The sequence below is a fragment of the Paenarthrobacter sp. R1 genome (assembly GCF_030264015.1).
Taxonomy (GTDB): domain Bacteria; phylum Actinomycetota; class Actinomycetes; order Actinomycetales; family Micrococcaceae; genus Arthrobacter; species Arthrobacter ureafaciens.
In genome coordinates this window covers 1,300,352-1,322,058 of sequence record NZ_CP127115.1, presented here as the reverse complement: position 1 = coordinate 1,322,058, position 21,707 = coordinate 1,300,352, and the positions used below count along the sequence as shown (strand labels likewise).

Here is a 21,707-nt window from a genome sequence, read left to right as displayed (position 1 = left end):
TCCTCCTTAGACAGCACGCGCGGCCAGCACACGGGCGGTGGTGTACGCCGTTGATACCGGGTTCCCGGACGTGTCATTGATGATGAATGTGTTGCCACCCTCAGGGAGCTTCCCGGTTTCGTTGGCGTGCAGGAGCTTGTCCGCGCCGATGGAGTCCACGGAGGATTTCTTGATGACAATCTCGCCGGGGGTTAGCATCGCCGGGACCGTGTCCGTGCCGATCGGTTTGAACTGCGGGAACCCGCCCGTGGCGAGGTAGTTGACCATGCCGCCGTTGGCGTATGTTCCCATCCGCCCGGAACCGGAAGCGGCGCCGTTCAGGTCGGGCATTTCGGATCGGGTGACGATGGCGTTGATGCGCACTTCACGGTTACGGGTCAGCGCGGCGAGCTGTTGCTCTGCGAACGCCGTGTCTACCGTGATTTTCGTTGGCGGCACGCTGGCCGGAATCTTCATGATGGAGTCGATGTAGCGGGTGACCGCGTCGCGGTTCTGCCCGTTCGCCACCGCGTTATCGATGATCGCCTGCCGCTGCGCTATAAGCTTCTGGCGGGCCTGTTCCGAGCTGCCCGTCATCGTGCCGAACGCCTCAGCGGAAAGCTGAGCGGACGACACAAGCTGTAGCAGGTTCCCGCGGTTCGTGACCGCAGCCTCACTGTTGCCCTCAAGGGCGGTACCGTTCGACTTGATGGTTTGCGTGGTCGAGATGAGCTGACGCTCGAACGAGTTCTGTGCCTGCTCAAACGAGAGCGACTTACCAGCCAGCAAATCAAGCTGCATTTTCAGCAACCCGCCAGCGTCGTTCTGCAACTGCATCTGCAACGTTGTCGCCGCCAACTGGTCAGCGGTCTTCCGCTCCGCTTCCTCAGCACCAGCCAAAGCCGCTACGTTGGTGCCGAGCATGCCCGCCATCATCGTCAGCTTCCCGGCCTGCGCGTCCAACGTCGTGCCGGTCTGGCCCTTCGCTTCGTTGAACCGCTTCTCGTACTCGACAGCCTGATTCAAGGCGCTGTTCTGGTTGCCGATTTCATCCCGAACAGACTTCACCGACGCCTGCACATCCTTGTTGATGCGCATCTGCTCGACGTTGATACCACCCATTTCCAGCTGGGTGCTGTTCACGTCCTTCGCTTTGGCGTCATAGTCATCCAAGACGCGGGTCAGTTCCCCTTGCGCGTCCTTGTTACCAAGCGCCGCCTGGGTCAGGGTTTCAAGGTTGATGCCGAGTTTCTTAGCCGCGTCAGCGGCCTGCGACTTAGCGATCTGCTCCGCTGTGTGCGCGCGGACGTTCTCAGCGATGATGCCGTTGTCCCGTTGCAGGGCGGCGGTGTAACCCATGGTCGCCGCGGTCGCGTCCTTGGTGGAAGCAGCGGAGCCAACCATGACACCGATGAGCGCGCCAACGCCAGCGACCACAAGCCCGATGGGGCCGAGGGACAGGTTCAGCATGAGCCCGAAAGACTGGATGATGGGGATGAGCGCTGACCACGTAGCGAACGCGGCATAAGCGCCAAGCGCGCCGGAAACCAGCAAGGTAAGAACCTCAGTAGGGATCCCGTCAAGAATGTCGCCGATGACCTTGAGGGTGGTCAAACCGACGCTACCCAGGGGCGCGAGAGCGGCGAGAAGGTTACTAACACCGCGCACCAAAGATTCGATGGTTGCCATGACCTGGGGCATGACCGCTAGGGCGTAGTCCCCGAAGGAGCGGAGCCCGTTGCTTTGCCCGATGGTAGCGAACCGTGCGGACAGGTCGCCGAGGTACCCGGCGAAACCACGCATAACAGGATCCAAAGTGGTGAACATGCCAAGCATGCCAGTCAGGCCGTTCGCTGCGACGTTACCCGTGACGCGGGAGAAGTCGCCCATCTGCCGGTTCAGGGACGGCATGTAAGCGTTCAGGGTGTTAGCTGACCGGTTGAACCCCTCAAGGGTCCCTTCGGCGCTTGTCGCGGCGAGGCCTTTGAACTGGTCTTTGATCTGCTCGACACCAGCGGCGTACTGGTTGCCGACAGGCCCGCCCTTTTTCATTTCCTCGTTGACGCCAACAATGGCGAGGACACCGGCTACGCCGAGCGCGCCAAGAGCTGCGGCGCCGGCAGCGGCTACCCCGGCGATGGGGACGGCTGCGGGGGCGAGCATCGCCAGAGCGGAGTACAGGAGGTGGATGGACCCGCCAGCCTGCTTCGCGGTCGAATCTACTTTACGGTTCGACTCGGACGTTTTTTCTTTAGCGGCGGTGTCTTGCTTTGTGGCCTCGGTGGAGCGTTTCGTCCACTCGGTGAAGTCCATCTTCGGTTTGATGGACTCTTTGTCAGCGAGGGTCTGCCCGATGATGACGGCGCGAGCCTGAGTCCGCATACGGGCAAGCGCAGCGGAAGACGCCGAAACCTTCTTCTCAGCCACCTCCACGGCGGCGAGCTCCGCAACAGCCTGCCTCGTGCCAGCCGTCTCAACACGGATCTTCGGATTAGCCCTACCCAGAGAATGGGCGCGCGTCTCAGCCTGCGCGAGCTCCCGGATCCAATCAGACGAATCAATCTTGAGATTCGCTACGATTGTGCCGACATTCGTGGACTCAGACACCGGGCGCCCTTTCCTGGGTGGGTTGGTTGTAAACCCGACAAATCAGCGTCGAGTCATCGGTAAGCAGCCCGGACAGTCGCCGCACGAACCACGCCCATGACCGGGACCGCATGACCTCGTGAAGGTCAATGCCGAGGTACCGGTTGAAGGAGTAATCGACCAGATCCCATTTGGAGAGGATCGCGTCCCAGGTGGGGGCGTTGGTGTTTACTTCTTCCGGTATTTCGTAGTATTCGTAGGCTCCGGTGAGGGGGTCTTTGCTGCCTCTGCCGTAGCTTTCGAGGTCAAAGCCTCCGCGACTTCCACCGCTGCTTGTAGGGCTTTTGGGTCGATGCCCTGCTCCCAGATCAGTTCGGCGGCGGGGCGACCGGACTGCCAGTCTGCGAGGGCGACGAACGCGGCGCGGGCGATGACTTCGGGGCTGACAGCGTCGGCGGTCATCTCATCGAACGCATCACCCAAGAGGAAGGCGTAGAACTCCGGGTCGGTCATGGACTCGTCAGTGTCGGGGTTCATGACCTTGTGAAGGTGGATGCCCTGCTCAATGGTCAGGGTCGGGAGTGTGTACCGTTTGCCCTTGATGGGGAGGACGATGGGGCCAACGATGTCGGTGAAGTCGCGGAAAGACAAAGGGGGTGCTCCTGCTCATGAAAGTTTGGGGGGTGCTCATGGGTGCGGCCCCACCCGGTTGGTATGCACAGGTGGGGCCGCGATCAAAGGGGCGTGGCTGCTAAGAGCCCCGCGTGTACGCGAGGGCTGCGGATGCGCCCGTAGCGTTGGTGACGGTGATGTCCGCAGCGCCGGCAGTGCCGGTGGGGACGGTCGCGACAATGACAGCGTCGGATACGATGCTGTAGTTGGTCGCGTTCGTCGCGCCGAACTTCACGCCAGCCGCGCCGGTCACACTGGTGAAGTACGCGCCGGTGATCGTCACGAGAGCACCAGCCGCGGCGCCGGACGGGGTAGCGGACACAAGCTGCGGGACCGGCGTGGTGACCGTGACATCAGCGACAGTCGCGAGTGCACCGTCCCCCTTGAACTCGACAGTGACCTCGTCAAGGTCAGCTACGCCGGTCTTCGAACGGTTGTAGGACACAATCGCGCGGCCCTGCACAGCTTCCTTGCCCGTGTCACGCAGGTACCAGCGCACGTAGAGGCGCTGAGCGTCACCGAACACAAGCTGAGTGGCCTTGCACAAGGCGAGGCCGGCGTCGAGGACACCAGCGGTGCGACGCACAAGGGCCTTCACGCTGGCGGTCCAAGACTTCATCGTGGTTTCGGAAACTGACCAGCCGTCCGTGTCATACGCGGATGCGTCTTGGTCGTTGTTCGCGACGTTGGGGTTGAAGTCGTTGACGCCGTTGATCTGCACCCATGTGATGCCGTCAGTGGATACGTCTACCCGGTATTTCCGGGCGAGGTCGTTGGACAATTGGTGCTCCTATGGGGCTGGTCGGTTCGTGGTGGGTGGCAGGTCAACGTCGGCGTAGAAGTTGATTGACACTTCCCACCGTTTGGAGTCGTCTTTGCCGTTCGGGATGGTTGATTGGTGCAGGATTTGGTTTGCGTGGCAGGTGCCGTAGGTGCGGTGTTCCTGCCCGTGGAGCAGGTTGTAAACCTGGTCGCGGATCCCGTCAGGGTCGAGGGGCTGGCCGGGGTTCCCGCGGATCCTGACCTGTAGGGCGATGAGGGACAATGGCACGTGCGGGTTGTCGTCAGCGCCGGGGGAGTAGGTGTTGAGGACGATCACCCGGTTAGGGGTGGTGGGCATGTCCTTGAACACGATCCCGGTTTCCCCCGCAAGGTAAGGCGTGTCAAGCCGGTAGGTGCCTATGCCCGCGTCGTGCAACTGTTGGGCGATGCCGGTGAGGAAGTCCGTACTGAACGTCACAGGGCTTTCCTCACTTCGTTAGCGACAATCTCAAGCACCACGGGTTTCTCCGTGTGCATGGGCTGTTCGAGGTATTTCGCTTGGCCCTTTTCGTGCCGCCACGTAAGTTCTTCGTGCTGCCGGCGCGCGTAGGGTCCGTCATAGGTGATGGTCGCTTCGTCGCCGTTCACGGTGACAGTGGCGGATCCGACGAGGCGCCCGGTTTCCTCTGGGGTTAGTGGGGCGGCGACGCCTCGGACGTGTTCCATGCCTTTCGCGGCGCCGAGCGGGGCGGCTGTTGCCGCTGCCTCAGCGACCTTGCCCAAGTCCAGGTGGAATGACCAGTCAATCGACACGAGGCCCCCTTTAGGTCAGGTCGATTTCGAGGTGGTCCGGTAGGTCAAGCGCGCCAGAGGTGTAGTTCGCGACACCGATCACGAACGCCGTGCGCCCGTCGATCGTGACCTTGGAATCGGGGGTGAACTTGGGCAGGTGCGCGTTGTCGCAGGCGAACATTGAGGATGAGACGACCTCTTGCCCGTTCTTGTCCCTGACGATGCGGCGTTTGTCTTCCAACCACCCAGGCACCGTCACGGGGGCGGCGAACACGTCACCCATCGCGCCCGTGCCCGTGAGGGTCTGGACAGTGAGGGTGTGCACGTAGAAGTCGTCAAGGTCACCCACGTTGAACTCCTGAGGGTGTGACGCCTGCCTGTTGGAGGATCATGTGCGCCTCAGCGCAGAGTGTGACGGCTGCGGCGCGCTTAGCTTGGAAAGCGTTTACCGAGCCGGATACCGCCGTGTCGTACTCCACCCTGCCCGAGCCGAGGCTCTTACCCCGGACAGGCGCCGTGGTGCTGATGCCACCCGCGACCGGGTCAACCCCGGCGCCAACCCAGTACGCGACCTGCGCGCACGTGGCATCCCTGAATGCCTCCAACACCGTCGCGTCGGACGGCAACCCGGCATCATCCACGCCATACACTGACGCGACCGTAGCGGACGTGATCAGCATCGACGCGGAGCGAAGCAACTGAGTAGCATTAGCCGGCGCGGCCTGCCCAGTCCATTCCGTCAGGGCGGTCGCGTCTGCATAAACCAGAACCAATGTGTGCCGCCTTCCAACGGGGGCAGAGGGGCAGCAACCATGAGTTACTGCCCCTCCAAGTGGGTGCTAGACCTTCAGGCCCTTGAGCAGGCCGTGGGACCGCTCGGAACCGTATTCGAGGCCGATTTCGCCGTAGATCTGCACATCGTCGGATGCGCCGGTCTTGGCGAGGGCTTCCTCGAAGAACACGCCCTTGCCGGGGGTGTTCAGGAACACCGGGCGGAGCTGACCCATGGTCACAGCCGCGATGGAATCCTGCGGCATGTTGCGTTCCAGCATCAGGCCGAAGTCACCGAAGTCGGTCACGATCCGGTCAACCGCGACACCAGCGATACGCTCCCCGGCGTTGATCAGGCCGTGAGCCTGACCGTAAGCGGACGCGTAAGCCTTCGTGATGGCGAGCTTCTGGGACGAGTTCACGAGCAGGACGGGCATGCCGTTGAGGCCGCCGTTGTCGTAGATGCCCTGGATGAAGGTGTTGACATCATCGACAGCAAGCGCCGCGGTGGACGGGCGGTGCAGGGCAATGTTGGAGGCTGTGCCGAGGGTGATCGGGGCGCCGCCAGCGGTCAGGGCGACCTTGAACGAAACCGTGGTGGAGACATTCACGACGTAGTACACGCGGCCCGCGACGATGCCCGTGGCAACGTCGGTGTTGTCGAACACGACCTTGTCGCCGTTGGACAGGGCGTGGGTCACTGTGATGGTGTCCGTAGCGGACGTGGCACCCGTGTAGGAGACGCCGGACTTGTCCGTCTTGTTCGTCACGATCGCCTCAAGAATGCCGCGGGTCTGGCGCGGGGTGGCGTTCGTGGTGGGGTTGGCGTACTTGCCGTTGATGAACGACCAGTTCACGTCCAGGGCGATGGACTTGATGGCCTGCTGAACCTGCCAGTCCAGTTCGTTGCTGATCGGGTTGGACCCGTCAACGCCACGGTATGGGGCGGAGCTCGGGGTGGTGACCTGACCGGACGTGGCCTGCTTCGTGTACGAAACAGACACCTTTTCCTGGTGGATCTGCGCGACGTTGCGGACGTTGGAGCGGACGCGGCCTTCAGCGCCGGGTGCGGTGGCACCTTCAACGCGGACGCGGGTCTGCTGGTTCGGGTCGCGCAGGTCGTAGGTCTGCCATTCGAACTCAACGGACGAGGTCTGTCCGCCGCCGGTCAGACCGCCGATGGCGGACAGGAACGGGGTTTCGTCGGGGGTCAGGGCGAACAGTTCGCCGTGGTAGTTGGGGAGGTTGAATGTGGTACCGATACCGGTGATGCCGGACATGCGGGCTCCTTCTTAGGGGCTTAGTTGGTGTATGCCTTTTGGCGTTTCAGCTTGATTGCCAGTGCGTGGTCGCCTGCTTTTTCGGCGGCGGCGATCCTCGCGTCAATGCCGACTGTTTCCCCGGTTCCACCGGCAAAATCGGCCCCACCAGCGCCGGGAGCCGGTGCGCCTGCCTTGAGCTTGGGGTTGTTCTTGGCGGCGTTCGTTGCCGCTTCCTTGACTGCTTCGCCGAATTTCGGGTCGGCGGGGTCGAGGTCTTTGATGGCGCGTTCGAACGCGCGGGAGTCCGTGACGGCTGCGGGGTCTACGCCGAGTTCGGCGGCGTTGCGCCAGACGATGAGTTCGGCGGACGTGTCACGGGCTGCGGCGCGGGCGTTGTCGCGTTCCTGGGCGTTGGTCGCGGCGGCGTCCTGCGCTGCTTTGAGGGGGTCCTCAACTTCGTCGCTGATGCCGAGTGCTTTGAGTGCTGCCTTGACTTTGGCGTCGGCTGCGTCCTTAGCTTTCTGCGCCTCGGTGCGGAGGTTGGTGACGTACTCTTCGTCGTAGGTCTTCGCCTCCGCGGCGGTCGCCTGCTCAGCGGCGGTCGTGGTTGTCTCGGCTGCCGTCGTTTCGGCGGCGGTTGCCTCGGTTGTCGTTTCGGTTGTGTCGCTCATTACGGGGGCCTCCTGGGCTGTCGTTAGTTGGTACTGCGGGTATCGGGTACTCGTTCACGTGCGGGACGGCGCAACAGGCCAGTCTCAGCAGTGAACTCGCGGATACGTGCCTGTATCTCGCGTGCACGGCGACGGGCTGCTGCCCTGTCGGTGTCCGTTAGTGCCGCGCTTTCAGCGGTCTTCGCGGCACGCACGAGCCGTTCAAGGTGACGGAGTTTCTGGGTTTCCTTGAACCGTTCCGTAGCCTCAGCGATTTCCTCCGGGGTTCGCGTCACAAGCTTTGTGACGCCAGGGAAGTAGGCGATGAGGGTGTGTTTGCAGTTCGGGTGCTGCAACCCGGCTGCGCGGGCCTCCGCCACTGTCCCGGCGACCTGGAACGCGACACGCCCCTTGCCGGTCGCGTCGTCCTCCATGTACCTGCCGGCGCCCTTACGGGAAAGGATCCGGCCCTCCCATGGCAAACAAAGCTTGCAGGGGAACCCGGTGGGGGCGACAGTCCAATACCGGATACCAAGGGAGGTCATGCGGTCTTGGTGGGACTCGTTGTACGCGCGGATCGCTGCGGTTCGGGTCGCCATTTCCACGTAGGTGGAGAGGGTCCAGTCACGGCCCGCTGAATCGCGGAACCCGGTAACGCCGCCGTCAGTGAGCTCGCGCCACGCTTCCCGCTGCGCTTCCTGCGGGGTGCCGCCAACGACCAAGCCGATAGATGCTTTCGCGGTGGCTGCTTGGTACGCGTCAGCACTGAACCGGTTGATGCGCTGGTTAGCGGCGGTGAGCCTGTCCGTCAGGTCGCGGGCGATGTGCTGCGCGGCGTTTAGCCCATGCGGGGTTACCTGCATGCCATTGGCGCGGGTGTAGCGCTCCCGTAAAGCTGGGTGGTTCGTGAGGGCTTCACGCACTTCGCGGAGCGCGGCGGTGCTGCCCCGGCGTGCCGCTTCAACAGCGACACCCTGGGACAGTGCACCAACCTCCAACCCGAGCCGGGTAGCAATGGACCGTGCGAGGGCCTGCAAAGCGGCGTACAGGGACCGTTGAGCCTGTGGCGAGTCATCGCCTAGGTGTTGGGCGATGATCGCCGCTGACCCGGCGATGAGTTCCTGCTCCGCTTCAGCGTACTTACTGACCAGCGCCGCTGTTGCTACCTCGATCGTTACCGGTAGGCTGTCCACCGGTTCCGGTTGGGGTTGCGCCATCGTTTACCACCGTTCCGAACGTCGCCGGGTCGGGGAAGACCGACTTTTCTTGCTGGATCTTCCCGGCCTCGATGCTGATCTGCGTCTCATCCCAGTCCGGGTGCAGGATCAGCAACCGGGTTTCGATCGACGCGGACTCAGCCTGCTTGAGCAGGTTCACCGTCGCCGCCAACGCTTCAAGCGGGGTCTGTACCGCATCAGCGAACGCGACCGTCACAGGGGCGGCGGAAAGGTTCGTGCCGAACAGTGCGGCGTCCATGGCGAGGGCTTTGAACAGGATGCGTTCCAGTGCCGGGGTGGCGGCGCGGATCTTCCGGTCACGGGTCAGGTATGAGCGGCGTTCCTTCGCGGTCACCTCAGTCGCGGTCTTATCCCCGCCTGTGGCGTCTTTCTCGCCGAACGTCTGCGAACTGTAACCGGCTGTGCGGATGATGACCGCGAGCAGCGCAGCGGCCATCTCAAGGTGCTCGGTCACACGGATGTCGAACTGGACTTTCTCGATCGCGAGTTTCGAGTCAGCCGCGGCGCCGGGGGAGGCCAGAACTTCTGAGATGATCGCCCGGTCGTTATCGAACGCGGCGCCCTTACCGGGGCCGAGGTCGTTCATCATGTAGGACGGGACGACGAGGCGGGCTTTGCCGAGCTCAAGTTCCCGCATCAACGACGAGTACACGCGGTCCAGGGCGTCGAGGAATGATTCGATGCCGTCAAGGTCGCTGCGTCCTAGGTAGGCGCCGTGTGGGTCGGTGCGCCATTTCCGGGTGGGGGTCATGTTGGGGACGTACTCGACGGCGAGGCCGGGGGTTTGGGTGCTGATGACCGAGTTGGCGTCAACCACGTCAGCGAGGTGCTTCGTCGCGGCGGACTCGGTCAGCGGGATCCGGGTGCCGATGTCCGTGGCGGAGCCTTGGTAAAGGGCCTGCTCGATGACACCGATACCGAAACTGTTGATTGAGTGGTGTTCGAGGTGGCGGGTGAACACCGTGCCCTCAACGTCCACGACGCGCCAGAACGTCACCTCAACCAACCTGCCGTACCGGAACACCGGTAAAGCGCCGTCAGCGTCCACCTTCGTGAGGAACACGTGTTTGTAGAGGCTGTCATCCCATGTTGCGCGGAGGTACGAACCGCCAAGCGCTGCGGCGACTTCAGCGGAGGCGACGAGGGTCTGGTCGAACCCCGCCCCGGTGATCAGGTCAAGACGGTCCTGCACTGCCTTGTTCTTGCCCTTGCTGTCTTCCACGGTGAACGTGGGCGGCTCGGAGTAGAGCAGGTCAGCGGACACTTGGCACAGGTCCGACGCGAGCGGTACATGCAGTTTCGTGACGCCGGCTTCCCCGTCGCTGCCCTTGGGGGTCCAGAACCAGTCAGCGACCCGGTTGAGCAGGCCGCGTCGTACACCGGCTGGGCCGGGGGTGCCGTTCGCGGAGTAGGCGGTGCGGAGCATGGCAATGTCATTTGCATACCATGCTGACCAGATCGCAAAGTCTTCGTGGATGTGGGCAACGTTATGCGGGGGCCATGCGGCGCCGTTGGCAGGCAGAGCCAAAATGGCCTCCTAAAAGTATTACTGGACACTAGCGGACACGAAAGGTACTATAAGGACATGGCAAAACGCATATCATCCGACGCGCCCTTGACCCCGCCGCTAAGTTGCCCTCCAAGACGATGACGAAGGAAGTTACTTGCGTCCTCGAAGTTGATCAGGAATCTGACAGCGCCTATATCAGGCTGCAAAACTTCACCGTTGCTCAAACCGTGGAAGTCTCTACTGACGTGCGAGTTGACCTCGATGATGCGGGGCGAATCTGTGGCATTGAGATAACGTCTCTTAATTCCCACTCCGCGCTTGCGAGAGTCATTGAAACGCTTTTTGCCGATTCCATGCATGAGCAAGCACGGAGAAAGGCAGCAGAAGGGCACTATTCGGCAGAAGTCGAGGCAATCATGAGTAAACCAACCATGAGTGTCGATGAATTGGCTACGATCTTAGGCGTAGGGCGCCGGCAGGCTTACGACGCTGTCAGGCAGGGAACGATACCGTCAATCCGTCTGGGCAAGAGGATCCTCATCAGCACCCGCATCGTAGAGAGCATCCTCTCTAGCGAGCCTGCTTCGGACTGAGAAGGCGAGGTTGATGCGCTCACGGAGAGTGAGCGCATCAACCCATTCAGGCCGCAGCATGCCGTCTGCTAGGGCAAGTAGGTAATCCCTGTGGTATTCGCCAACCATCTGCCCCGCGACTGTGGCCTTTGAGATGGCAGATTTGAACGCCTCAGTGTCATCGGTAACCCTGTCACCCGTGGCGCCGTGGTCTTGGACGTTGATGTATATAGGCGCCATGCCAATGCTCCTTGGTACGATTGGGGGATGAGGAAACTTGTGGGGGTGGTCACGGTGTTGTTGCTCGTGGCCGGGTGTTCCGCTGCTACGGGCGAGGCGGGGTTCGTTGACCGCGTCAAGAACGCCGTTAGGGAGCCCGCGGGCGGTGACTACGGTTCACTGGTGCAGGTCGGTCGTGACGTGTGCGCGTCGAAAGACACAGCAGCGGACACCACCAAACAATGGGCCGATGCGGGGTTCCGCGAGGATGAGGCCCGCGCGATTGTCACCGCAGCCGTTGAGACGCTATGCCCCGACCGGAAACCCTGGCTTGACGGGCACTAACCCGCTGGGTGGTTCAGGTATGGGCGCCAGTTCGTTTCCGTGGACGTAACCACGTACCTAAGGGCATCGACGCTATGGTCATTTACCTTGAGCGGCTTGTCCTCGCCGTTCTCCGTAGCCTTCGGATCCCACGCGTACTCGGACATTTCACCGATCAGGCCCGTGCACTTGTCCGACACCCGCAACCTGCCACTGTCAAGGACTGATGCGACGGTTTGGATGCCGTACAGCACTTCGTTGTTCGCGGGAAACATGTTCACGATGCCCTGTGACGCCATTTCCACCCGTAGCGAGGCTGCGGAGGGGTCGTGGATCAACCATTCGGGCATGGGCCTAGTGCCGTCAGGGAGTGTGAGGCCGTCGAGCCATTTGGTGATGCCCTCTACTATGGCGCCGTTGGTGAGGTTGATCTTGTCGGCGCGGGAGTCGTGCCGCCATTCGTCGATTGCGTAGAGGCGGTAGTCTTCGCCGAGGCCGAGCAGGATCGCGCTGGTGGCGTTCGTGGTGCCGTAGTCGATGCCGAGCCCGAGGATGCGCTGCATGCGGGGAAGGTCGGCGTACTTCACAATGTGTGACTCGGCTGACCACATGTCGTAGATCGCGCCCTCAGCGTTCGTCCACTCACCCTTGATCATGCGGTCGTAGAACACGCCCGAGTAAGACGCCTTCATGTCACGCATGTAGTCCGCCGTCAACGATGGGTTGTCGTCCATGGTGAAGTGGAAGACTTGCATGTTCTTCTGGCGGGCTTGCAGGATCCACTCCGTACGGAGCCAGTGACGCGTTGATCCTGGGTTCGTGGTCGCGAGTAGCCGGGGCGGGTTGGGGGTGCGGAGACGGGAGACAAGCATCTCCCAGAACCCCGTGGTGTTGTCCTTACCGCGCGGCAACAGCGTGGCCTCATCCACGTAGGCGAGTTCGATCGTGGAGCCGCGGATCTTTTCCTCAGAGCGGGCGTCGTTCGCCCCAACGAGGTGCACGGTCTTCCCGAGGATGATCGCGACACCGGAACCTTTGGTGTGTTGGATCGCGCCGGCAGCGAGCCCGTATAGGCGTGCGTCCATGAGTGGCTCAAGGATGTTCCGCTCAATGGTTTGCAGGGTTTTGCCGATGATTACTATGAGGCCGGTGCCCTCGGTTTTTTTGATCGCGATGAGGAACGCGAACAAGCTAGCGATGGTCTTACCAGCGGAGACGGCCCCGACCCATAGGCTGATCTTGACAGGGGGTACGTCGTCGCTGATTTGGGTGGCGCGAACGATGGAGTTGATTTGCTTTTGGGACAGGGGCGCGGTCACTCGGCGGGTCCATCACTGGTCGGGTTGAACGCTTGCGCGAGGCCGTTGATGAGCTTGTCCATGACGGAATCAACCTCGGCGGTCTGGTTGCCGTCTTCCTTGGGTGCGAGGCGGGCGATCGTGCCCGCGTGGGACGCCAGGGATGAGGCGTTGGAGCGCTTATCGTTGGGTGGGATGAAGTCGAGTTCCGCGACATCCTCGCCGCCGCCTGTGGACCGCAGCACGGTCTTCCACGTCTTGTTACCGCGCTGCACTTCGCGTATCTCAGCTGCGTCATGCTCGGCGATACCGATCACGTCCAAACGCAGGGCGCTGATGCGTTCCTGCGCGGACAGGACGTTCTTCTCGATCGCGGCTTTCTGGTCCGTGGAGTCGTACCTCATCCCGTTCCGGGTCATCCATTGCCCAACAGTGGACTTAGCCTTGTTCAGGTGCGCTGCGATGTCACGGTGTGAGTCGCCGCGTTCGTAGGCTTCTTTGATGTAGGCCTTGTCCGCGTCGGATAGTGCCGGTGGTCGTCGGGTCGCCAACTGGCACCTCCTGGATGCGCTCGGCGGTGGTTACGTGGCGTGGTTCCACCCTTTGGTTTCGTAGAACAAGGCCCAGTCTTTGGGGGTGGGTAGCCATGGGCGTGGGGCTTGGAGGCCTGCGGCGGTGATGGCTGTTTGGGCTAGGGCTGAGCAGGTGGTGGGTCCCCGGTTCGCAAGCCACCGCTGCACGGCTGGTGGCGTGTCTGTGCGGGTGATGGCCGCGATGGCGTGGGCTGCGCAGGCGAGGTAGTCGTACCGGACACCGATGCTGTATTCGGCGATACCGGCGATCAAATGGGCTTGCCGGTCGGTCAGCACGTATTGGGACCATGTCACATGCTGGTAGTCGCTGATGAGCCGGCGCCTCGTGCCACCAGGTTCGGCGCTGATGCATTGGACCTCGGATGTGGCGATGATGACGTGGGAGGTGTCTGAGCGGGTGACCCATTCGATGATGCGGGAGATGGGGTGCCGTGACTTACGCACGAGTCCTACCTGACCGGTGAGTGTCATGTTGCCCTCTTGCATCTGTGGCACCGTGTGCGGGTGGTGGGCGGGAAAACGCCGAGCTCGCAGATGGTGTAGACCTTGAACGTGGTGACGCTGGGTGACGCGCAGGTGGGGCACCAAACCCCTTGTGCGGTTACCTCGGCGTGGAGGGTCAGTAGGATCGCCATGAGGTTTCCCGCTTACCTAGCCGGCGTATCCTGCGCCGGAAGGGGCGTTTGCTGGCGCCTTGCACGCATCTGTCGCAGTTTGGGCTGGGGCAGCGTGTCCATCCGTGGCGGCGTTCGGTTCGGGACATGCGCGCCCTCCTAGTGCCATGTGCGGAGCCAGCGGCGGGGCCGATACAACACCAACCAGTAAGGCCTCATCGTTCCATGTGCTGAAGTGCCCGCTGCAGCAACCCCAGTTGGCTGTGGTACGGGATCCCGTCATTGCCGAGGAACCAGTACGAGGTGTGTTCCACGTCATCGGAGATGGCGGCAGCGGCGACGAGATGCCAGTCTGTCAGGTACTCGATGGAGTTCCCTTCGGCGGCGTTCTCGTCGGCGATGTGCGCGGCTATGGCGTCTTGCACAGCCTGCTTCGTCGCCTCGCTCATGGCTTACCCCCGTTGTTGATCAACGGCTTAGCCCACCATGCTCGGCGTACGAAACCGCACTTGCAGCGGTTGTAGCGCGCTTCCCAGTCCACCGTCATTGAGCAGCCACGCTTACTCATGGCGTTCCTAGGCTGAGGTCGTCGTGGGCGAGTAGGGCTTTGAGGTCTGCGCGGGCGAGGTCATCGACGCTGACCCATCCGGGGCAGGTGCAGTCGTTCCCTTGCGACCCGTCACCGCCACAGTCGCCACAAGTAGTACGTGGTGGATTGTCACTCATCGTGCGCTCCTGGTTTGCGTGGCGTCCTGTAGCTTCTTGGTGCCGCGTACCCAGTGGCCGCAGGTGCATTGGTACATGCGGTAGCGCTGCACGTTTGCGTATGAGGTGCCTGCCCGGAATTTGGACAGGTCTTTGTTGCCGCACACTGGGCAACCCCATTCCTCGCCCGTGAACATGCTGAGGTGCGGGTGGTTCGGGATCCAAGCCCGCAAACGGTCGTAGAGCTTCTCGGTGAGTACCACGTCTTGCATGTTGTACTTCCGCATGGTGTCCCATGCTTTGTCGTCACCGGCCATGCATTTGACCCAGAGTTCGTGGCCTATGTGGCTGGTTTTCTTGCCGAGGCCGATCTGTTGGGCGACGTGGTCGAGTTTCCCTGACGAGAACTTGAACTGCTTTCGGACGGTGAGTAGGAGGTCCACGTTCTTGTACGGTGCGGGCGGGTTCAAGCCGGCGAGGATGAATTCGCGGTTGAGGTGTTTCATGTCGAACCCGGCACTGTTGTAACCGACGATGAGGTCAGCTTCTGACACGAGCGCGTGGATCTTGTGGATCATCTCTTTGTGGCCGTTGTGATGGTCGCTGTAGAACAGGACTTCTTTGTCCCCGTACCATTTCGCGGCGACGCTGATGACTTTGGCTGTGTCCTGTAGCTGGGACAGGGACACGTTCTGATTGAACAGTGACCAGACATGCGCGAGGTTTGGGGAGTTCTCAATATCGAGGGTGAGGATGCGGACCTGTTGGACCGCTGCGGGCGCTATCTTCGGCGCGAGGCGTTTGGCGAGGTCACCCATTTAGAGCCACCCGCATGAGCAATCTGATTTGCGGTGGCGGCGTACGGCGTGTTCGGACATGGGGTGTCCGGCTTCGGTGAAGTCGCGTGCGATGTCGGTGTTGCTTTTGGTGGAGTTGAGCAGGTTGTGGATGGCTTCCTGGTCTTGCGGGTCGCCTTCGTTAATGATGCGGCTGAACATGCAGCCTTTGTTTCTGCTCATGGTTTTACTCCCTTGCTCATGGGGTTGAGGGTGATGGACAGGTACTAGATCGCATCGCGGTTCGTGTTGTTGACCGATGGGGTTCGCTGTCCTCGTGGGAGCAGCAGGAATCGAACCTGCCGTGGACTGATTTACAGTCAGCCCTGTCACCTTGACTCTTCTACTCCCGTTGCCATTCGCCACGCGTCCGTGGCTCCGGTGATGACTCACCGCCCCGCGCTGTACCGTGTAGGCGCTACAGGGACTAACAAGCGCCACAATGGGCGCTGTGCCCTACCGCCGAAGCAACAGGGGTTGAGCAGGGCATTGAGGGATCGAACCCCAATTGGCGGGTTTGGAAGCCGCTGTCTTGCCATTAGACGAATGCCCCGATGGACCCCGAAAGCTCATGTTCAATCGGGGCTATTTAGTTGTCCGGTCCCGATTGCGGGGTTTCCGGTGGTTTGGTCCTGTGGTGTGGCAGCGCAAGGCATGCGCCACGTCTCAGATGAGCGGCTGAGGGAAGGCGTTCACCACACCACAGGGGCTTTTAGCGGGTTCCAGGCGGATAAACGCCGAACCCTTGCGAAGGCTTTGAATCGTTGATGCCAAGGGTGATGGGAATCTCGATAGTCCCAATCTCTTTGGGTTCGTCCGCGCCAACTTGAATGAGGACCTTCGCGAGGATGCTCTTTACTGCAGCGGCCATGGGTTGCTCATTTCTTGAGGTTGGTTAGCTCGGTGGCCTCGGGCGGTTGGATGTGCTGTTGCAGGAATCGTGTTTCATCCAGGAGGTGGAGGACGTTGCAGCGAAGCTTGATGATCGGCATCGTTTCGCGCGAATGGTGAGCGCAAAAGAACAGCTCACCGCTGTCAGGGTAGCCGGCTTCGTTTAGGCCGGTTTCGATGATGACGTGCACGTACGCTCGTGATCCGCAAGCATCGCAGCGGTGGAGGGCGTTCAGCGTGGGTTTGTGCATATCAGCGGCCATCGCAGCGCCCCGTCCGGCAAAAGGAAAACCCCCGACGTTTGCGGGGGTTTCCGAGGTATGAATATTTCAGGCTAAAACGATAGTAGGACGAAACACTGCAACTTGTCAATACTTCTTGCACTAAGTTGCGGGAACTTCGTCAAAATGCGGTGCAAGGGCGAATCGGTAGACGGTGTTTTGGATGTCGAAGTGCTCATCCCAGCTAGCTTCTGGGTAGTCATCGCCAGAGGAAAGTTCATTGTACTGGCATTGATACCTGCGGGCGTTGAGCTTGTGGTACTCGGCCATGAGTTCAGCGTCAGTGAATCGTTTGTCGTTCATGCCGGTTGCGAGGGCTTCGGGCATCCATTGGCCTTTGTACCGGACAACGTCTTGCGCCCACTCGGACCGTGGGTGGTAGGTAAGGAACCCGCACTGGACTTCCGCGCTCATCGGTGGACCCCGCAAGCTGTACAGTGCCCGATGGTGTGGCGTTGGTGGGAGATGCAGAGTCGCCGGCGTTTGACCAGGATGCGTGTCACGAGCCGAACAGCCTCCCTCATGCGGCTTTTCCTTCGATCTCGATAATGTGATCGATGGCAAGTTTCAACGGTGGGGAAACATCCTCGTACGGGATGCCTTCGCCGCGGAACTTCTCCGCTAGGGTGTCACGTCGGCGGTTCAACTCCATCTCAGCCTCTTGCGCTGCTGCTGCTTTCTCGGCCTCCCGGTATTGCCAAACGGCGAGGTGTTCGAGGGCTGTTTCGCGTGGGTGGTCATCGTCGCCGGCCCAGCAGTCGCCGTTGATTTCGATGCCTTCGCTGCTGCATCCACAGTTGCCAACTGTGGGCAGATCTGCGCGTCGGATGAACAGGTATTCGGTCTCTATCGCCATGGCTGCGGCTTTGTCTTGGCGCCTGGGTTGCCCGTCTGGTCGTGTTCCGAGTTCTTTATCGGCGGCGGTTGCGATGAGTTGGGCGAGTCGGTTCGTTTCGTTGTTCATGGGTTCCCTTTGCGCTATTGCTGCGCCGTCGAAGTATTAGGGTTGCTGGGTTGGAATCCGAGACGGTACACGCCACCGTCATCGTCATCTATGGATCCACGCCCGTATCCTGCGTGCATTTCTGGTTTGGTGGTGTAGGAGTGGGCGTGTTCGGCTTGTGACGCGCCTGCACCTTCTGGTTCAGGTTCGGCGGTTTCGCTCATGGCTTTGGCGGATGCTTCAAGCCATTCGCAGACCGCGTTGTAGAGTCGCCTCATGGTGCGCTGACTTTGTACTTGCCGGTGATGGCGCTTCGGGGCATTGGCACCCGATAGGTTCCGTCGCCTAGTGGGATGAAGCTGCGGATCCGTTGGCGGATGGTTGCGGCGTTGTATCCGGCTTTGATGCGGGCTGCTTTGGGGTTTGCCTCCCAGCCGCCCACGAAAACAAACTGATCGGGTCGCAGGTCGAGCGTGTTGATGGTGTACCCGTCGTGGACGTAGATGTGCTCGAACCACTTGTGCCCATTCCGGTCGCACCATGAGTTGTACGCCCAACGATTCGCCGCGATCACATACTTAGGGCTCATTCAACTACCGCCCATCCGTTGCCGTCGTCCATGACAAGGGTGGCGGGCGCGTCCATTTGGGCGAGGTTGAGTTGACGGCGCGCTTCGGCCTCGGAATCGTAGACCCAGACGCCATCCCAGCGAGTCGCAACACCCCAACGCGGGCTCATGCTGTTCTTCCTTCGAGTGGTGTCCGGCGTGCGGCGTGGTAGAGGTCGAGTACGTCGTTGAGGCGGTATGCGGGTGGGATTGGTTGGCCTGTTTCGTTGGTGGCTGGGTTTGCGCGTTCCAGCTTGTCCCGTTGCGCCCATTTGCGGATCCGGTCGGCGGTAACCTGAATCCCGTACTCCGGCGTGGAGAGTTTCCTGCTGAGGTCGGTGGGTGTGCCGATGTAGTTGCCGTAGTGCTTGCGTGCGAAGTCCCGCCAAGCAACCACCTCATACGTGGCCGAACACGTCCCACAGCGTGCTTCGGGTTGGCCTTTGACCGCGTACAGGTCCGTGTCGCATTCCGCGCATCTGCCGGCGAACACCTTGGGCTCGCGGCGTGTGCGGGCGTTGTCCAAACCGTTTGTGTGCTCCACCACGGCTTTGTAGAAGTCGAGGCCCCATAACTGTGCGACGATCCAGGGGGCACGGGCGTACAGGTAATTGGTCAGGCTGTGCACGTCCCGGCCTGTCAACCCTTCCCCGGTTTCCATGGCTATCCTGAGCGCCCGATCCATCAGCAGGCGGTGCGCGGCTGCTTTTTTGTCGATGAGGTCCACGTCCACGGGTAACGGCGCGTGCTCCTGCGAACCGGTCGAGGTGCGGTGCCCGTACGACGCAACCATGGAGCCCCTGCCGATGTTCACCGCAGCCACCACCTGATCCAACACCGTCAACGCCCGCTCAAGCTGCTCCACCGTGACCGTCACGCCGCCACCTCCCAATCTGGTACTTCGCGATACACAAGGCGAGCGAGGCCTTCCTTGCGGCGGTTCATGCTCTCAACCATGTCCCTAGCCTCTTGCTCGGTGATGAGCCTGTAGTTCTGTGTCGTCACCACGCGGTCATAGTCGCCGTCAAGGAACGTCTTGTACTGGCACGCCCACTGAACTATCACGCGTCACACTTGAGAGCAGCAACGATGATCTTGACGGCGGCGTGTGCTGCGTTGGCGTCCAACTGCACGAAGCTGTCAGGCCTGCCACCGAATGGCAGCTTGACCCACGAGACTTCCCTTGCTGCCCGTTCTATGGCTTCGTCGGAGAACATCACCGCATCAGCAGCGGCAAGGAGGGTTGCGAGCGGGTCAGGCTGGGCGGTGGTCATGATGCTGGCTCATACAGCACATTCGCTGGCAGGTATGGTGCGTGCCAGTGCCCAGCTCCAGAACTTACGGCTGGCGTAACGCGCCGCCATCCAATAGGGGCATTTGTCACCTTGGTGCAAGAGGCGCCGAACGAGTCGAGCACCACAGACCCAATAGCAAGTTCACTTAGCTCTCCGATAGTGGCGATCTCTCTAGCCGCCGTGCTTTTGGATGCGAACAGAGCGCCAGCCACGAACGCACGGCGTTCACTTTCTGCCACCCCCCAGTCATCAACTGGCTCTTGATTGAATTCGTCCCAATCGCCCTTGTAGCGGGAAGAAGCTTCTTCGCTAGCGGCGGTCAAGACCGCATGTTCCTGGCTCATAGTGTTGCCTCGATGTCTTTTGCGATGGAAGGCGTTGACGGTGTTGGATCATAAGGGAACTCGCGTCGATAGGCTACACGCGCCGCATGAACTGCTTCCTCGGGGACGTTCACGTTCTCATTCACAGAAGAACTCCTTCGTTGATTGCTTTGGTCATGCCGCCTGTGCCGGGGAAGATGTCCGTCATGGTGTCACCTTCTTGATAGCCCATGAGGTCGAGGATCCAGCGGTTGAACTTATGGGGTTTCGCGCCCGTGAATCCTCGCTTGAGGGTGATGGGTTCGGATAGGTGGTCGCGTCCGATTGGGTCACCTTCGCGGCGAGGCAAGGCGCGGCGGAAGATGACAGGCTCCCAGGTGTATGCGATGGGCACGTTGCGTTTGAATGCCGCGAATGGCTTGACCCATGACGCCACTCGGACACCTTCGAGTTCGAGCACTGGCGCAAGCCACCCCAGATCGCGAGCGGTGCAGCTGTATGCCCAGCCGTCGTAGTCCCTGTCCAGAGTCGTCAGCAGGTCGAGGTGTGTTTGCTTCTCGTCCCAGATATGAGATTCGGGGTGGTCGTAGAAGTGCGAGCACCCGAGGTAGGGCGGGTCTGCGTAGGCGAACTTGCGAGGCTCATCCTTCTGCATATTCGGCCTGCCATGCTTTGAGGTGTTCAGGTGCTGGACCTGCGTACCAGAAGCCGTCTTCTGCTATGTGTCCGCAGCCGTCGCAGGTCCCGCCGCAGTCATCTGCGTGCCAAACTTCCTGGCTCATCGGTTGTCCTTGTCTTGTTCGTGTTCGCAGTGTTCGAGTGTGAGGTGGTGGAGTAGTTCAGGGATGTCGTATCGTCCGGTGCCGCGCATTTGGTCGAGTGCGTAGCGGGCCTTCGCAAGCTGACGCGCAGCCTCACACATTAGGGTTGTCCTTACGGGCATGATGTTGTGCATTATGGTCAGCGGCCATCGTTGGAAGGTAATCGGCGTAGCTGGACGTTTCAAACGTCCAGCCCCATTCGATCCCGCAGGCGAGGCATTCGACCATAAGGCGCGGTTGCCCATCGTCGTAGCTGGGCGGGACGTAGGGAACGATAACAGCGCTCATGCTTCTTCCCTGAGCGCGGACTCAATGGACTTGCGGAGGATGTTTGCGACGGCACCGGCAGAAGCGTTCAGGTTGTCAGATGAAGACGGGTTGACCTTCTCCACTGCGTCAAGGTTGAGGCACCATTCCTCCACGGCTTTCACGGCGGCGAGTAGGCGGGCGGTGTCCGTGGGGGATGCGGCGATGAAGTCAGCATCCTCTTTGCACCCGGTATGTATCTCAACAGCAAGCCAGGGTTCGTCCTCGTCGGCGGTTGGGTTATGGAAAGCATCGTTCGCGACGCACCACATTGGGCGGGGAGGCCATTCGCCCTCGTTTGCGTCGTACGTCTCCCATGGCCCCGGTGTCGCCGCGTCCAGGCGTTCCTGGATTGGTTCGAGCAGGGCAGGGATACCGGGGGTGGTCATGCTGTCACCTCCCAAGGGCCAGCGGGAACCTCGGCAACCAGCTTGGGTGTCCGCCGCCAGAGCATAGTGTTGCTGCCGTCGCAGTCCGCCGAGACGGTGAACTCGTGGGTGCCGTCATTGGATAGAGTGTCAAGGAACTCCGGCTCAAGTTTCCGGTAACCAGCGGCAAGGATCGCGTCAGCGGTTTCGTTGGGGCTGTGGTGTCGCCAGTCGTCAGCGTCTATGTCGTAGATGAGTGCGGCCAGTTCGTCGCGTTCGGTGCTCACAGGTCACCCTCCCAATCAACTTCGCGGCCTGTGGACTCAACTGCAAGCCCAATGGATTCAAGGACGCCGTACGGGTCTGACCATGACCCGCCGTCATTCGGGGTCACAAGCTGCGCTATACGATCCAGCGCGTCTGATTCTGGTGTGCTCATCGTTTTGGCTCCTGTGTGAGGATTTGGTGGAGTTGTTGGGGTGGGAGGTT

36 protein-coding genes and 2 tRNA genes are annotated in these 21,707 nt (G+C 61.3%); 2 read left to right on the top strand and 36 right to left on the bottom strand.

The window, feature by feature from the left end; all coding sequences use genetic code 11:
- Window positions 1-6: 6 nt before the first annotated feature.
- The 11 genes from QN084_RS06395 to QN084_RS06345 all read right to left on the bottom strand — a co-directional run bounded on the left by QN084_RS06395 (window position 7) and on the right by QN084_RS06345 (window position 10,240).
- Window positions 7-2,586: a hypothetical protein gene (locus tag QN084_RS06395; RefSeq protein ID WP_285751352.1), complete on the bottom strand. Its 2,580-nt coding sequence runs from the start codon at window positions 2,584-2,586 to the stop codon at window positions 7-9.
- Between the two features lie 207 nt (window positions 2,587-2,793).
- The gene (locus QN084_RS06390; RefSeq protein WP_264398741.1) at window positions 2,794-3,216 is read right to left on the bottom strand and encodes a DUF7426 family protein; all 423 of its coding nucleotides are present in this window, start codon (window positions 3,214-3,216) and stop codon (window positions 2,794-2,796) included.
- A gap of 100 nt (window positions 3,217-3,316) precedes the next feature.
- Window positions 3,317-4,018: a phage tail tube protein gene (locus QN084_RS06385; RefSeq protein WP_264398739.1), complete on the bottom strand. Its 702-nt coding sequence runs from the start codon at window positions 4,016-4,018 to the stop codon at window positions 3,317-3,319.
- Between the two features lie 9 nt (window positions 4,019-4,027).
- Complete coding sequence (locus tag QN084_RS06380) at window positions 4,028-4,477, bottom strand: minor capsid protein (RefSeq protein WP_285751350.1); 450 nt, start codon at window positions 4,475-4,477, stop codon at window positions 4,028-4,030.
- The gene (locus tag QN084_RS06375) at window positions 4,474-4,812 is read right to left on the bottom strand and encodes a minor capsid protein (protein ID WP_227471533.1); all 339 of its coding nucleotides are present in this window, start codon (window positions 4,810-4,812) and stop codon (window positions 4,474-4,476) included. The genes QN084_RS06380 and QN084_RS06375 overlap by 4 nt, the downstream gene beginning before the upstream one ends.
- Before the next feature lie 10 nt (window positions 4,813-4,822).
- On the bottom strand, window positions 4,823-5,140 hold the full coding sequence (locus QN084_RS06370; RefSeq protein WP_264398733.1) for a hypothetical protein: 318 nt from the start codon (window positions 5,138-5,140) through the stop codon (window positions 4,823-4,825).
- Window positions 5,133-5,441 (bottom strand): hypothetical protein, encoded by a 309-nt coding sequence (locus QN084_RS06365; protein ID WP_285751345.1) that lies wholly within the window; start codon window positions 5,439-5,441, stop codon window positions 5,133-5,135. Before QN084_RS06365 ends, QN084_RS06370 begins: the two co-directional genes overlap by 8 nt.
- A 189-nt stretch (window positions 5,442-5,630) precedes the next feature.
- Window positions 5,631-6,842: an SU10 major capsid protein gene (locus QN084_RS06360; protein WP_285751343.1), complete on the bottom strand. Its 1,212-nt coding sequence runs from the start codon at window positions 6,840-6,842 to the stop codon at window positions 5,631-5,633.
- A gap of 20 nt (window positions 6,843-6,862) precedes the next feature.
- The gene (locus QN084_RS06355) at window positions 6,863-7,495 is read right to left on the bottom strand and encodes a hypothetical protein (protein WP_285751341.1); all 633 of its coding nucleotides are present in this window, start codon (window positions 7,493-7,495) and stop codon (window positions 6,863-6,865) included.
- A gap of 23 nt (window positions 7,496-7,518) precedes the next feature.
- Window positions 7,519-8,691 carry a phage minor capsid protein gene (locus QN084_RS06350; RefSeq protein ID WP_285751339.1) on the bottom strand — a complete coding sequence of 391 codons (1,173 nt, stop codon included), beginning with the start codon at window positions 8,689-8,691 and terminating at the stop codon, window positions 7,519-7,521.
- Window positions 8,615-10,240, bottom strand: coding sequence for a phage portal protein (locus QN084_RS06345; RefSeq protein ID WP_285751336.1), 1,626 nt, complete (start codon window positions 10,238-10,240; stop codon window positions 8,615-8,617). The genes QN084_RS06350 and QN084_RS06345 overlap by 77 nt, the downstream gene beginning before the upstream one ends.
- Window positions 10,241-10,359: 119 nt before the next feature.
- Between QN084_RS06345 and QN084_RS24005 the strand changes: the two genes are divergently transcribed.
- Window positions 10,360-10,815 (top strand): DUF2283 domain-containing protein, encoded by a 456-nt coding sequence (locus QN084_RS24005; RefSeq protein WP_352231331.1) that lies wholly within the window; start codon window positions 10,360-10,362, stop codon window positions 10,813-10,815.
- Here QN084_RS24005 and QN084_RS06340 read toward each other — a convergent pair.
- Window positions 10,735-11,034: a glycosyl hydrolase family 28-related protein gene (locus QN084_RS06340; protein WP_285751334.1), complete on the bottom strand. Its 300-nt coding sequence runs from the start codon at window positions 11,032-11,034 to the stop codon at window positions 10,735-10,737. The two genes, QN084_RS24005 and QN084_RS06340, sit on opposite strands and share 81 nt — an antisense overlap.
- A gap of 27 nt (window positions 11,035-11,061) precedes the next feature.
- Between QN084_RS06340 and QN084_RS06335 the strand changes: the two genes are divergently transcribed.
- A complete protein-coding gene (locus QN084_RS06335) occupies window positions 11,062-11,358 on the top strand; it encodes a DUF732 domain-containing protein (RefSeq protein WP_264398720.1) in 297 nt (98 codons plus the stop codon).
- On the opposite strand, the gene QN084_RS06330 is transcribed toward QN084_RS06335, so the two are convergent.
- The 24 genes from QN084_RS06330 to QN084_RS06215 form a co-directional block, all read right to left on the bottom strand.
- Window positions 11,355-12,656 carry a PBSX family phage terminase large subunit gene (locus QN084_RS06330; protein WP_285751331.1) on the bottom strand — a complete coding sequence of 434 codons (1,302 nt, stop codon included), beginning with the start codon at window positions 12,654-12,656 and terminating at the stop codon, window positions 11,355-11,357. The two genes, QN084_RS06335 and QN084_RS06330, sit on opposite strands and share 4 nt — an antisense overlap.
- Window positions 12,653-13,186 carry a helix-turn-helix domain-containing protein gene (locus QN084_RS06325; RefSeq protein WP_285751329.1) on the bottom strand — a complete coding sequence of 178 codons (534 nt, stop codon included), beginning with the start codon at window positions 13,184-13,186 and terminating at the stop codon, window positions 12,653-12,655. Before QN084_RS06325 ends, QN084_RS06330 begins: the two co-directional genes overlap by 4 nt.
- A gap of 30 nt (window positions 13,187-13,216) precedes the next feature.
- A complete protein-coding gene (locus QN084_RS06320; RefSeq protein ID WP_285751326.1) occupies window positions 13,217-13,699 on the bottom strand; it encodes a hypothetical protein in 483 nt (160 codons plus the stop codon).
- A 358-nt stretch (window positions 13,700-14,057) separates the two neighbouring features.
- The gene (locus QN084_RS06315; protein WP_264398714.1) at window positions 14,058-14,291 is read right to left on the bottom strand and encodes a hypothetical protein; all 234 of its coding nucleotides are present in this window, start codon (window positions 14,289-14,291) and stop codon (window positions 14,058-14,060) included.
- A 273-nt stretch (window positions 14,292-14,564) separates the two neighbouring features.
- Window positions 14,565-15,365, bottom strand: coding sequence for a ribonuclease H-like domain-containing protein (locus QN084_RS06310; RefSeq protein ID WP_285751324.1), 801 nt, complete (start codon window positions 15,363-15,365; stop codon window positions 14,565-14,567).
- Entirely contained in the window at window positions 15,366-15,566 is a 201-nt protein-coding gene (locus QN084_RS06305) for a hypothetical protein (RefSeq protein WP_262275944.1), read from the bottom strand.
- A gap of 95 nt (window positions 15,567-15,661) precedes the next feature.
- Window positions 15,662-15,734, bottom strand: a tRNA-OTHER gene (locus QN084_RS06300).
- Between the two features lie 131 nt (window positions 15,735-15,865).
- Window positions 15,866-15,936, bottom strand: a tRNA-Trp gene (locus QN084_RS06295).
- 159 nt (window positions 15,937-16,095) lie between these two features.
- Window positions 16,096-16,254, bottom strand: a complete 159-nt coding sequence (locus tag QN084_RS06290; RefSeq protein WP_264398710.1) for a hypothetical protein — start codon at window positions 16,252-16,254, stop codon at window positions 16,096-16,098.
- 7 nt (window positions 16,255-16,261) lie between these two features.
- Window positions 16,262-16,537, bottom strand: a complete 276-nt coding sequence (locus QN084_RS06285; RefSeq protein WP_264398709.1) for a DUF7455 domain-containing protein — start codon at window positions 16,535-16,537, stop codon at window positions 16,262-16,264.
- Between the two features lie 120 nt (window positions 16,538-16,657).
- Complete coding sequence (locus QN084_RS06280) at window positions 16,658-16,969, bottom strand: hypothetical protein (protein WP_285751314.1); 312 nt, start codon at window positions 16,967-16,969, stop codon at window positions 16,658-16,660.
- Between the two features lie 106 nt (window positions 16,970-17,075).
- A complete protein-coding gene (locus QN084_RS06275) occupies window positions 17,076-17,519 on the bottom strand; it encodes a hypothetical protein (RefSeq protein ID WP_285751312.1) in 444 nt (147 codons plus the stop codon).
- A gap of 14 nt (window positions 17,520-17,533) precedes the next feature.
- Window positions 17,534-17,776: a hypothetical protein gene (locus tag QN084_RS06270; RefSeq protein WP_285751310.1), complete on the bottom strand. Its 243-nt coding sequence runs from the start codon at window positions 17,774-17,776 to the stop codon at window positions 17,534-17,536.
- Window positions 17,773-18,087, bottom strand: coding sequence for a hypothetical protein (locus QN084_RS06265; RefSeq protein ID WP_285751308.1), 315 nt, complete (start codon window positions 18,085-18,087; stop codon window positions 17,773-17,775). Before QN084_RS06265 ends, QN084_RS06270 begins: the two co-directional genes overlap by 4 nt.
- On the bottom strand, window positions 18,084-18,236 hold the full coding sequence (locus QN084_RS06260) for a hypothetical protein (protein ID WP_285751269.1): 153 nt from the start codon (window positions 18,234-18,236) through the stop codon (window positions 18,084-18,086). Before QN084_RS06260 ends, QN084_RS06265 begins: the two co-directional genes overlap by 4 nt.
- Window positions 18,233-18,982: a hypothetical protein gene (locus QN084_RS06255; protein ID WP_285751267.1), complete on the bottom strand. Its 750-nt coding sequence runs from the start codon at window positions 18,980-18,982 to the stop codon at window positions 18,233-18,235. Before QN084_RS06255 ends, QN084_RS06260 begins: the two co-directional genes overlap by 4 nt.
- On the bottom strand, window positions 18,979-19,170 hold the full coding sequence (locus tag QN084_RS06250; RefSeq protein ID WP_285751265.1) for a hypothetical protein: 192 nt from the start codon (window positions 19,168-19,170) through the stop codon (window positions 18,979-18,981). The genes QN084_RS06255 and QN084_RS06250 overlap by 4 nt, the downstream gene beginning before the upstream one ends.
- Window positions 19,167-19,379, bottom strand: a complete 213-nt coding sequence (locus QN084_RS06245; RefSeq protein ID WP_285751263.1) for a hypothetical protein — start codon at window positions 19,377-19,379, stop codon at window positions 19,167-19,169. Before QN084_RS06245 ends, QN084_RS06250 begins: the two co-directional genes overlap by 4 nt.
- A 486-nt stretch (window positions 19,380-19,865) precedes the next feature.
- Complete coding sequence (locus QN084_RS06240) at window positions 19,866-20,378, bottom strand: hypothetical protein (RefSeq protein ID WP_285751261.1); 513 nt, start codon at window positions 20,376-20,378, stop codon at window positions 19,866-19,868.
- On the bottom strand, window positions 20,365-20,505 hold the full coding sequence (locus QN084_RS06235; protein WP_285751259.1) for a hypothetical protein: 141 nt from the start codon (window positions 20,503-20,505) through the stop codon (window positions 20,365-20,367). Before QN084_RS06235 ends, QN084_RS06240 begins: the two co-directional genes overlap by 14 nt.
- A 132-nt stretch (window positions 20,506-20,637) precedes the next feature.
- Entirely contained in the window at window positions 20,638-20,832 is a 195-nt protein-coding gene (locus QN084_RS06230) for a hypothetical protein (RefSeq protein ID WP_285751257.1), read from the bottom strand.
- Window positions 20,829-21,239 carry a hypothetical protein gene (locus QN084_RS06225; RefSeq protein WP_285751255.1) on the bottom strand — a complete coding sequence of 137 codons (411 nt, stop codon included), beginning with the start codon at window positions 21,237-21,239 and terminating at the stop codon, window positions 20,829-20,831. Before QN084_RS06225 ends, QN084_RS06230 begins: the two co-directional genes overlap by 4 nt.
- On the bottom strand, window positions 21,236-21,505 hold the full coding sequence (locus QN084_RS06220; RefSeq protein ID WP_285751253.1) for a hypothetical protein: 270 nt from the start codon (window positions 21,503-21,505) through the stop codon (window positions 21,236-21,238). The genes QN084_RS06225 and QN084_RS06220 overlap by 4 nt, the downstream gene beginning before the upstream one ends.
- A complete protein-coding gene (locus QN084_RS06215; RefSeq protein WP_285751251.1) occupies window positions 21,502-21,657 on the bottom strand; it encodes a hypothetical protein in 156 nt (51 codons plus the stop codon). Before QN084_RS06215 ends, QN084_RS06220 begins: the two co-directional genes overlap by 4 nt.
- Window positions 21,658-21,707 lie beyond the last annotated feature (50 nt).

Excerpts from the sequence above, each read along its gene's own strand:
- QN084_RS06240 (WP_285751261.1), bottom strand. The coding sequence starts at position 20,378 with ATGCAGAAGGATGAGCCTCGCAAGTTCGCCTACGCAGACCCGCCCTAC.
- QN084_RS06350 (WP_285751339.1), bottom strand. The coding sequence starts at position 8,691 with ATGGCGCAACCCCAACCGGAACCGGTGGACAGCCTACCGGTAACGATC.
- QN084_RS06275 (WP_285751312.1), bottom strand. The coding sequence starts at position 17,519 with ATGAACAACGAAACGAACCGACTCGCCCAACTCATCGCAACCGCCGCC.
- QN084_RS06355 (WP_285751341.1), bottom strand. The coding sequence starts at position 7,495 with ATGAGCGACACAACCGAAACGACAACCGAGGCAACCGCCGCCGAAACG.
- QN084_RS06315 (WP_264398714.1), bottom strand. The coding sequence starts at position 14,291 with ATGAGCGAGGCGACGAAGCAGGCTGTGCAAGACGCCATAGCCGCGCAC.
- QN084_RS06245 (WP_285751263.1), bottom strand. The coding sequence starts at position 19,379 with ATGACCACCGCCCAGCCTGACCCGCTCGCAACCCTCCTTGCCGCTGCT.
- QN084_RS06320 (WP_285751326.1), bottom strand. The coding sequence starts at position 13,699 with ATGACACTCACCGGTCAGGTAGGACTCGTGCGTAAGTCACGGCACCCC.
- QN084_RS06215 (WP_285751251.1), bottom strand. The coding sequence starts at position 21,657 with ATGAGCACACCAGAATCAGACGCGCTGGATCGTATAGCGCAGCTTGTG.
- QN084_RS06225 (WP_285751255.1), bottom strand. The coding sequence starts at position 21,239 with ATGACCACCCCCGGTATCCCTGCCCTGCTCGAACCAATCCAGGAACGC.
- QN084_RS06270 (WP_285751310.1), bottom strand. The coding sequence starts at position 17,776 with ATGAGGCGACTCTACAACGCGGTCTGCGAATGGCTTGAAGCATCCGCC.
- QN084_RS06265 (WP_285751308.1), bottom strand. The coding sequence starts at position 18,087 with ATGAGCCCTAAGTATGTGATCGCGGCGAATCGTTGGGCGTACAACTCA.
- QN084_RS06335 (WP_264398720.1), top strand. The coding sequence starts at position 11,062 with ATGAGGAAACTTGTGGGGGTGGTCACGGTGTTGTTGCTCGTGGCCGGG.
- QN084_RS06310 (WP_285751324.1), bottom strand. The coding sequence starts at position 15,365 with ATGGGTGACCTCGCCAAACGCCTCGCGCCGAAGATAGCGCCCGCAGCG.
- QN084_RS06280 (WP_285751314.1), bottom strand. The coding sequence starts at position 16,969 with ATGAGCGCGGAAGTCCAGTGCGGGTTCCTTACCTACCACCCACGGTCC.
- QN084_RS06360 (WP_285751343.1), bottom strand. The coding sequence starts at position 6,842 with ATGTCCGGCATCACCGGTATCGGTACCACATTCAACCTCCCCAACTAC.
- QN084_RS06235 (WP_285751259.1), bottom strand. The coding sequence starts at position 20,505 with ATGAGCCAGGAAGTTTGGCACGCAGATGACTGCGGCGGGACCTGCGAC.
- QN084_RS06285 (WP_264398709.1), bottom strand. The coding sequence starts at position 16,537 with ATGGCCGCTGATATGCACAAACCCACGCTGAACGCCCTCCACCGCTGC.
- QN084_RS06290 (WP_264398710.1), bottom strand. The coding sequence starts at position 16,254 with ATGGCCGCTGCAGTAAAGAGCATCCTCGCGAAGGTCCTCATTCAAGTT.
- QN084_RS06260 (WP_285751269.1), bottom strand. The coding sequence starts at position 18,236 with ATGAGCCCGCGTTGGGGTGTTGCGACTCGCTGGGATGGCGTCTGGGTC.
- QN084_RS06230 (WP_285751257.1), bottom strand. The coding sequence starts at position 20,832 with ATGAGCGCTGTTATCGTTCCCTACGTCCCGCCCAGCTACGACGATGGG.
- QN084_RS06340 (WP_285751334.1), bottom strand. The coding sequence starts at position 11,034 with ATGGCGCCTATATACATCAACGTCCAAGACCACGGCGCCACGGGTGAC.
- QN084_RS06305 (WP_262275944.1), bottom strand. The coding sequence starts at position 15,566 with ATGAGCAGAAACAAAGGCTGCATGTTCAGCCGCATCATTAACGAAGGC.
- QN084_RS24005 (WP_352231331.1), top strand. The coding sequence starts at position 10,360 with ATGACGAAGGAAGTTACTTGCGTCCTCGAAGTTGATCAGGAATCTGAC.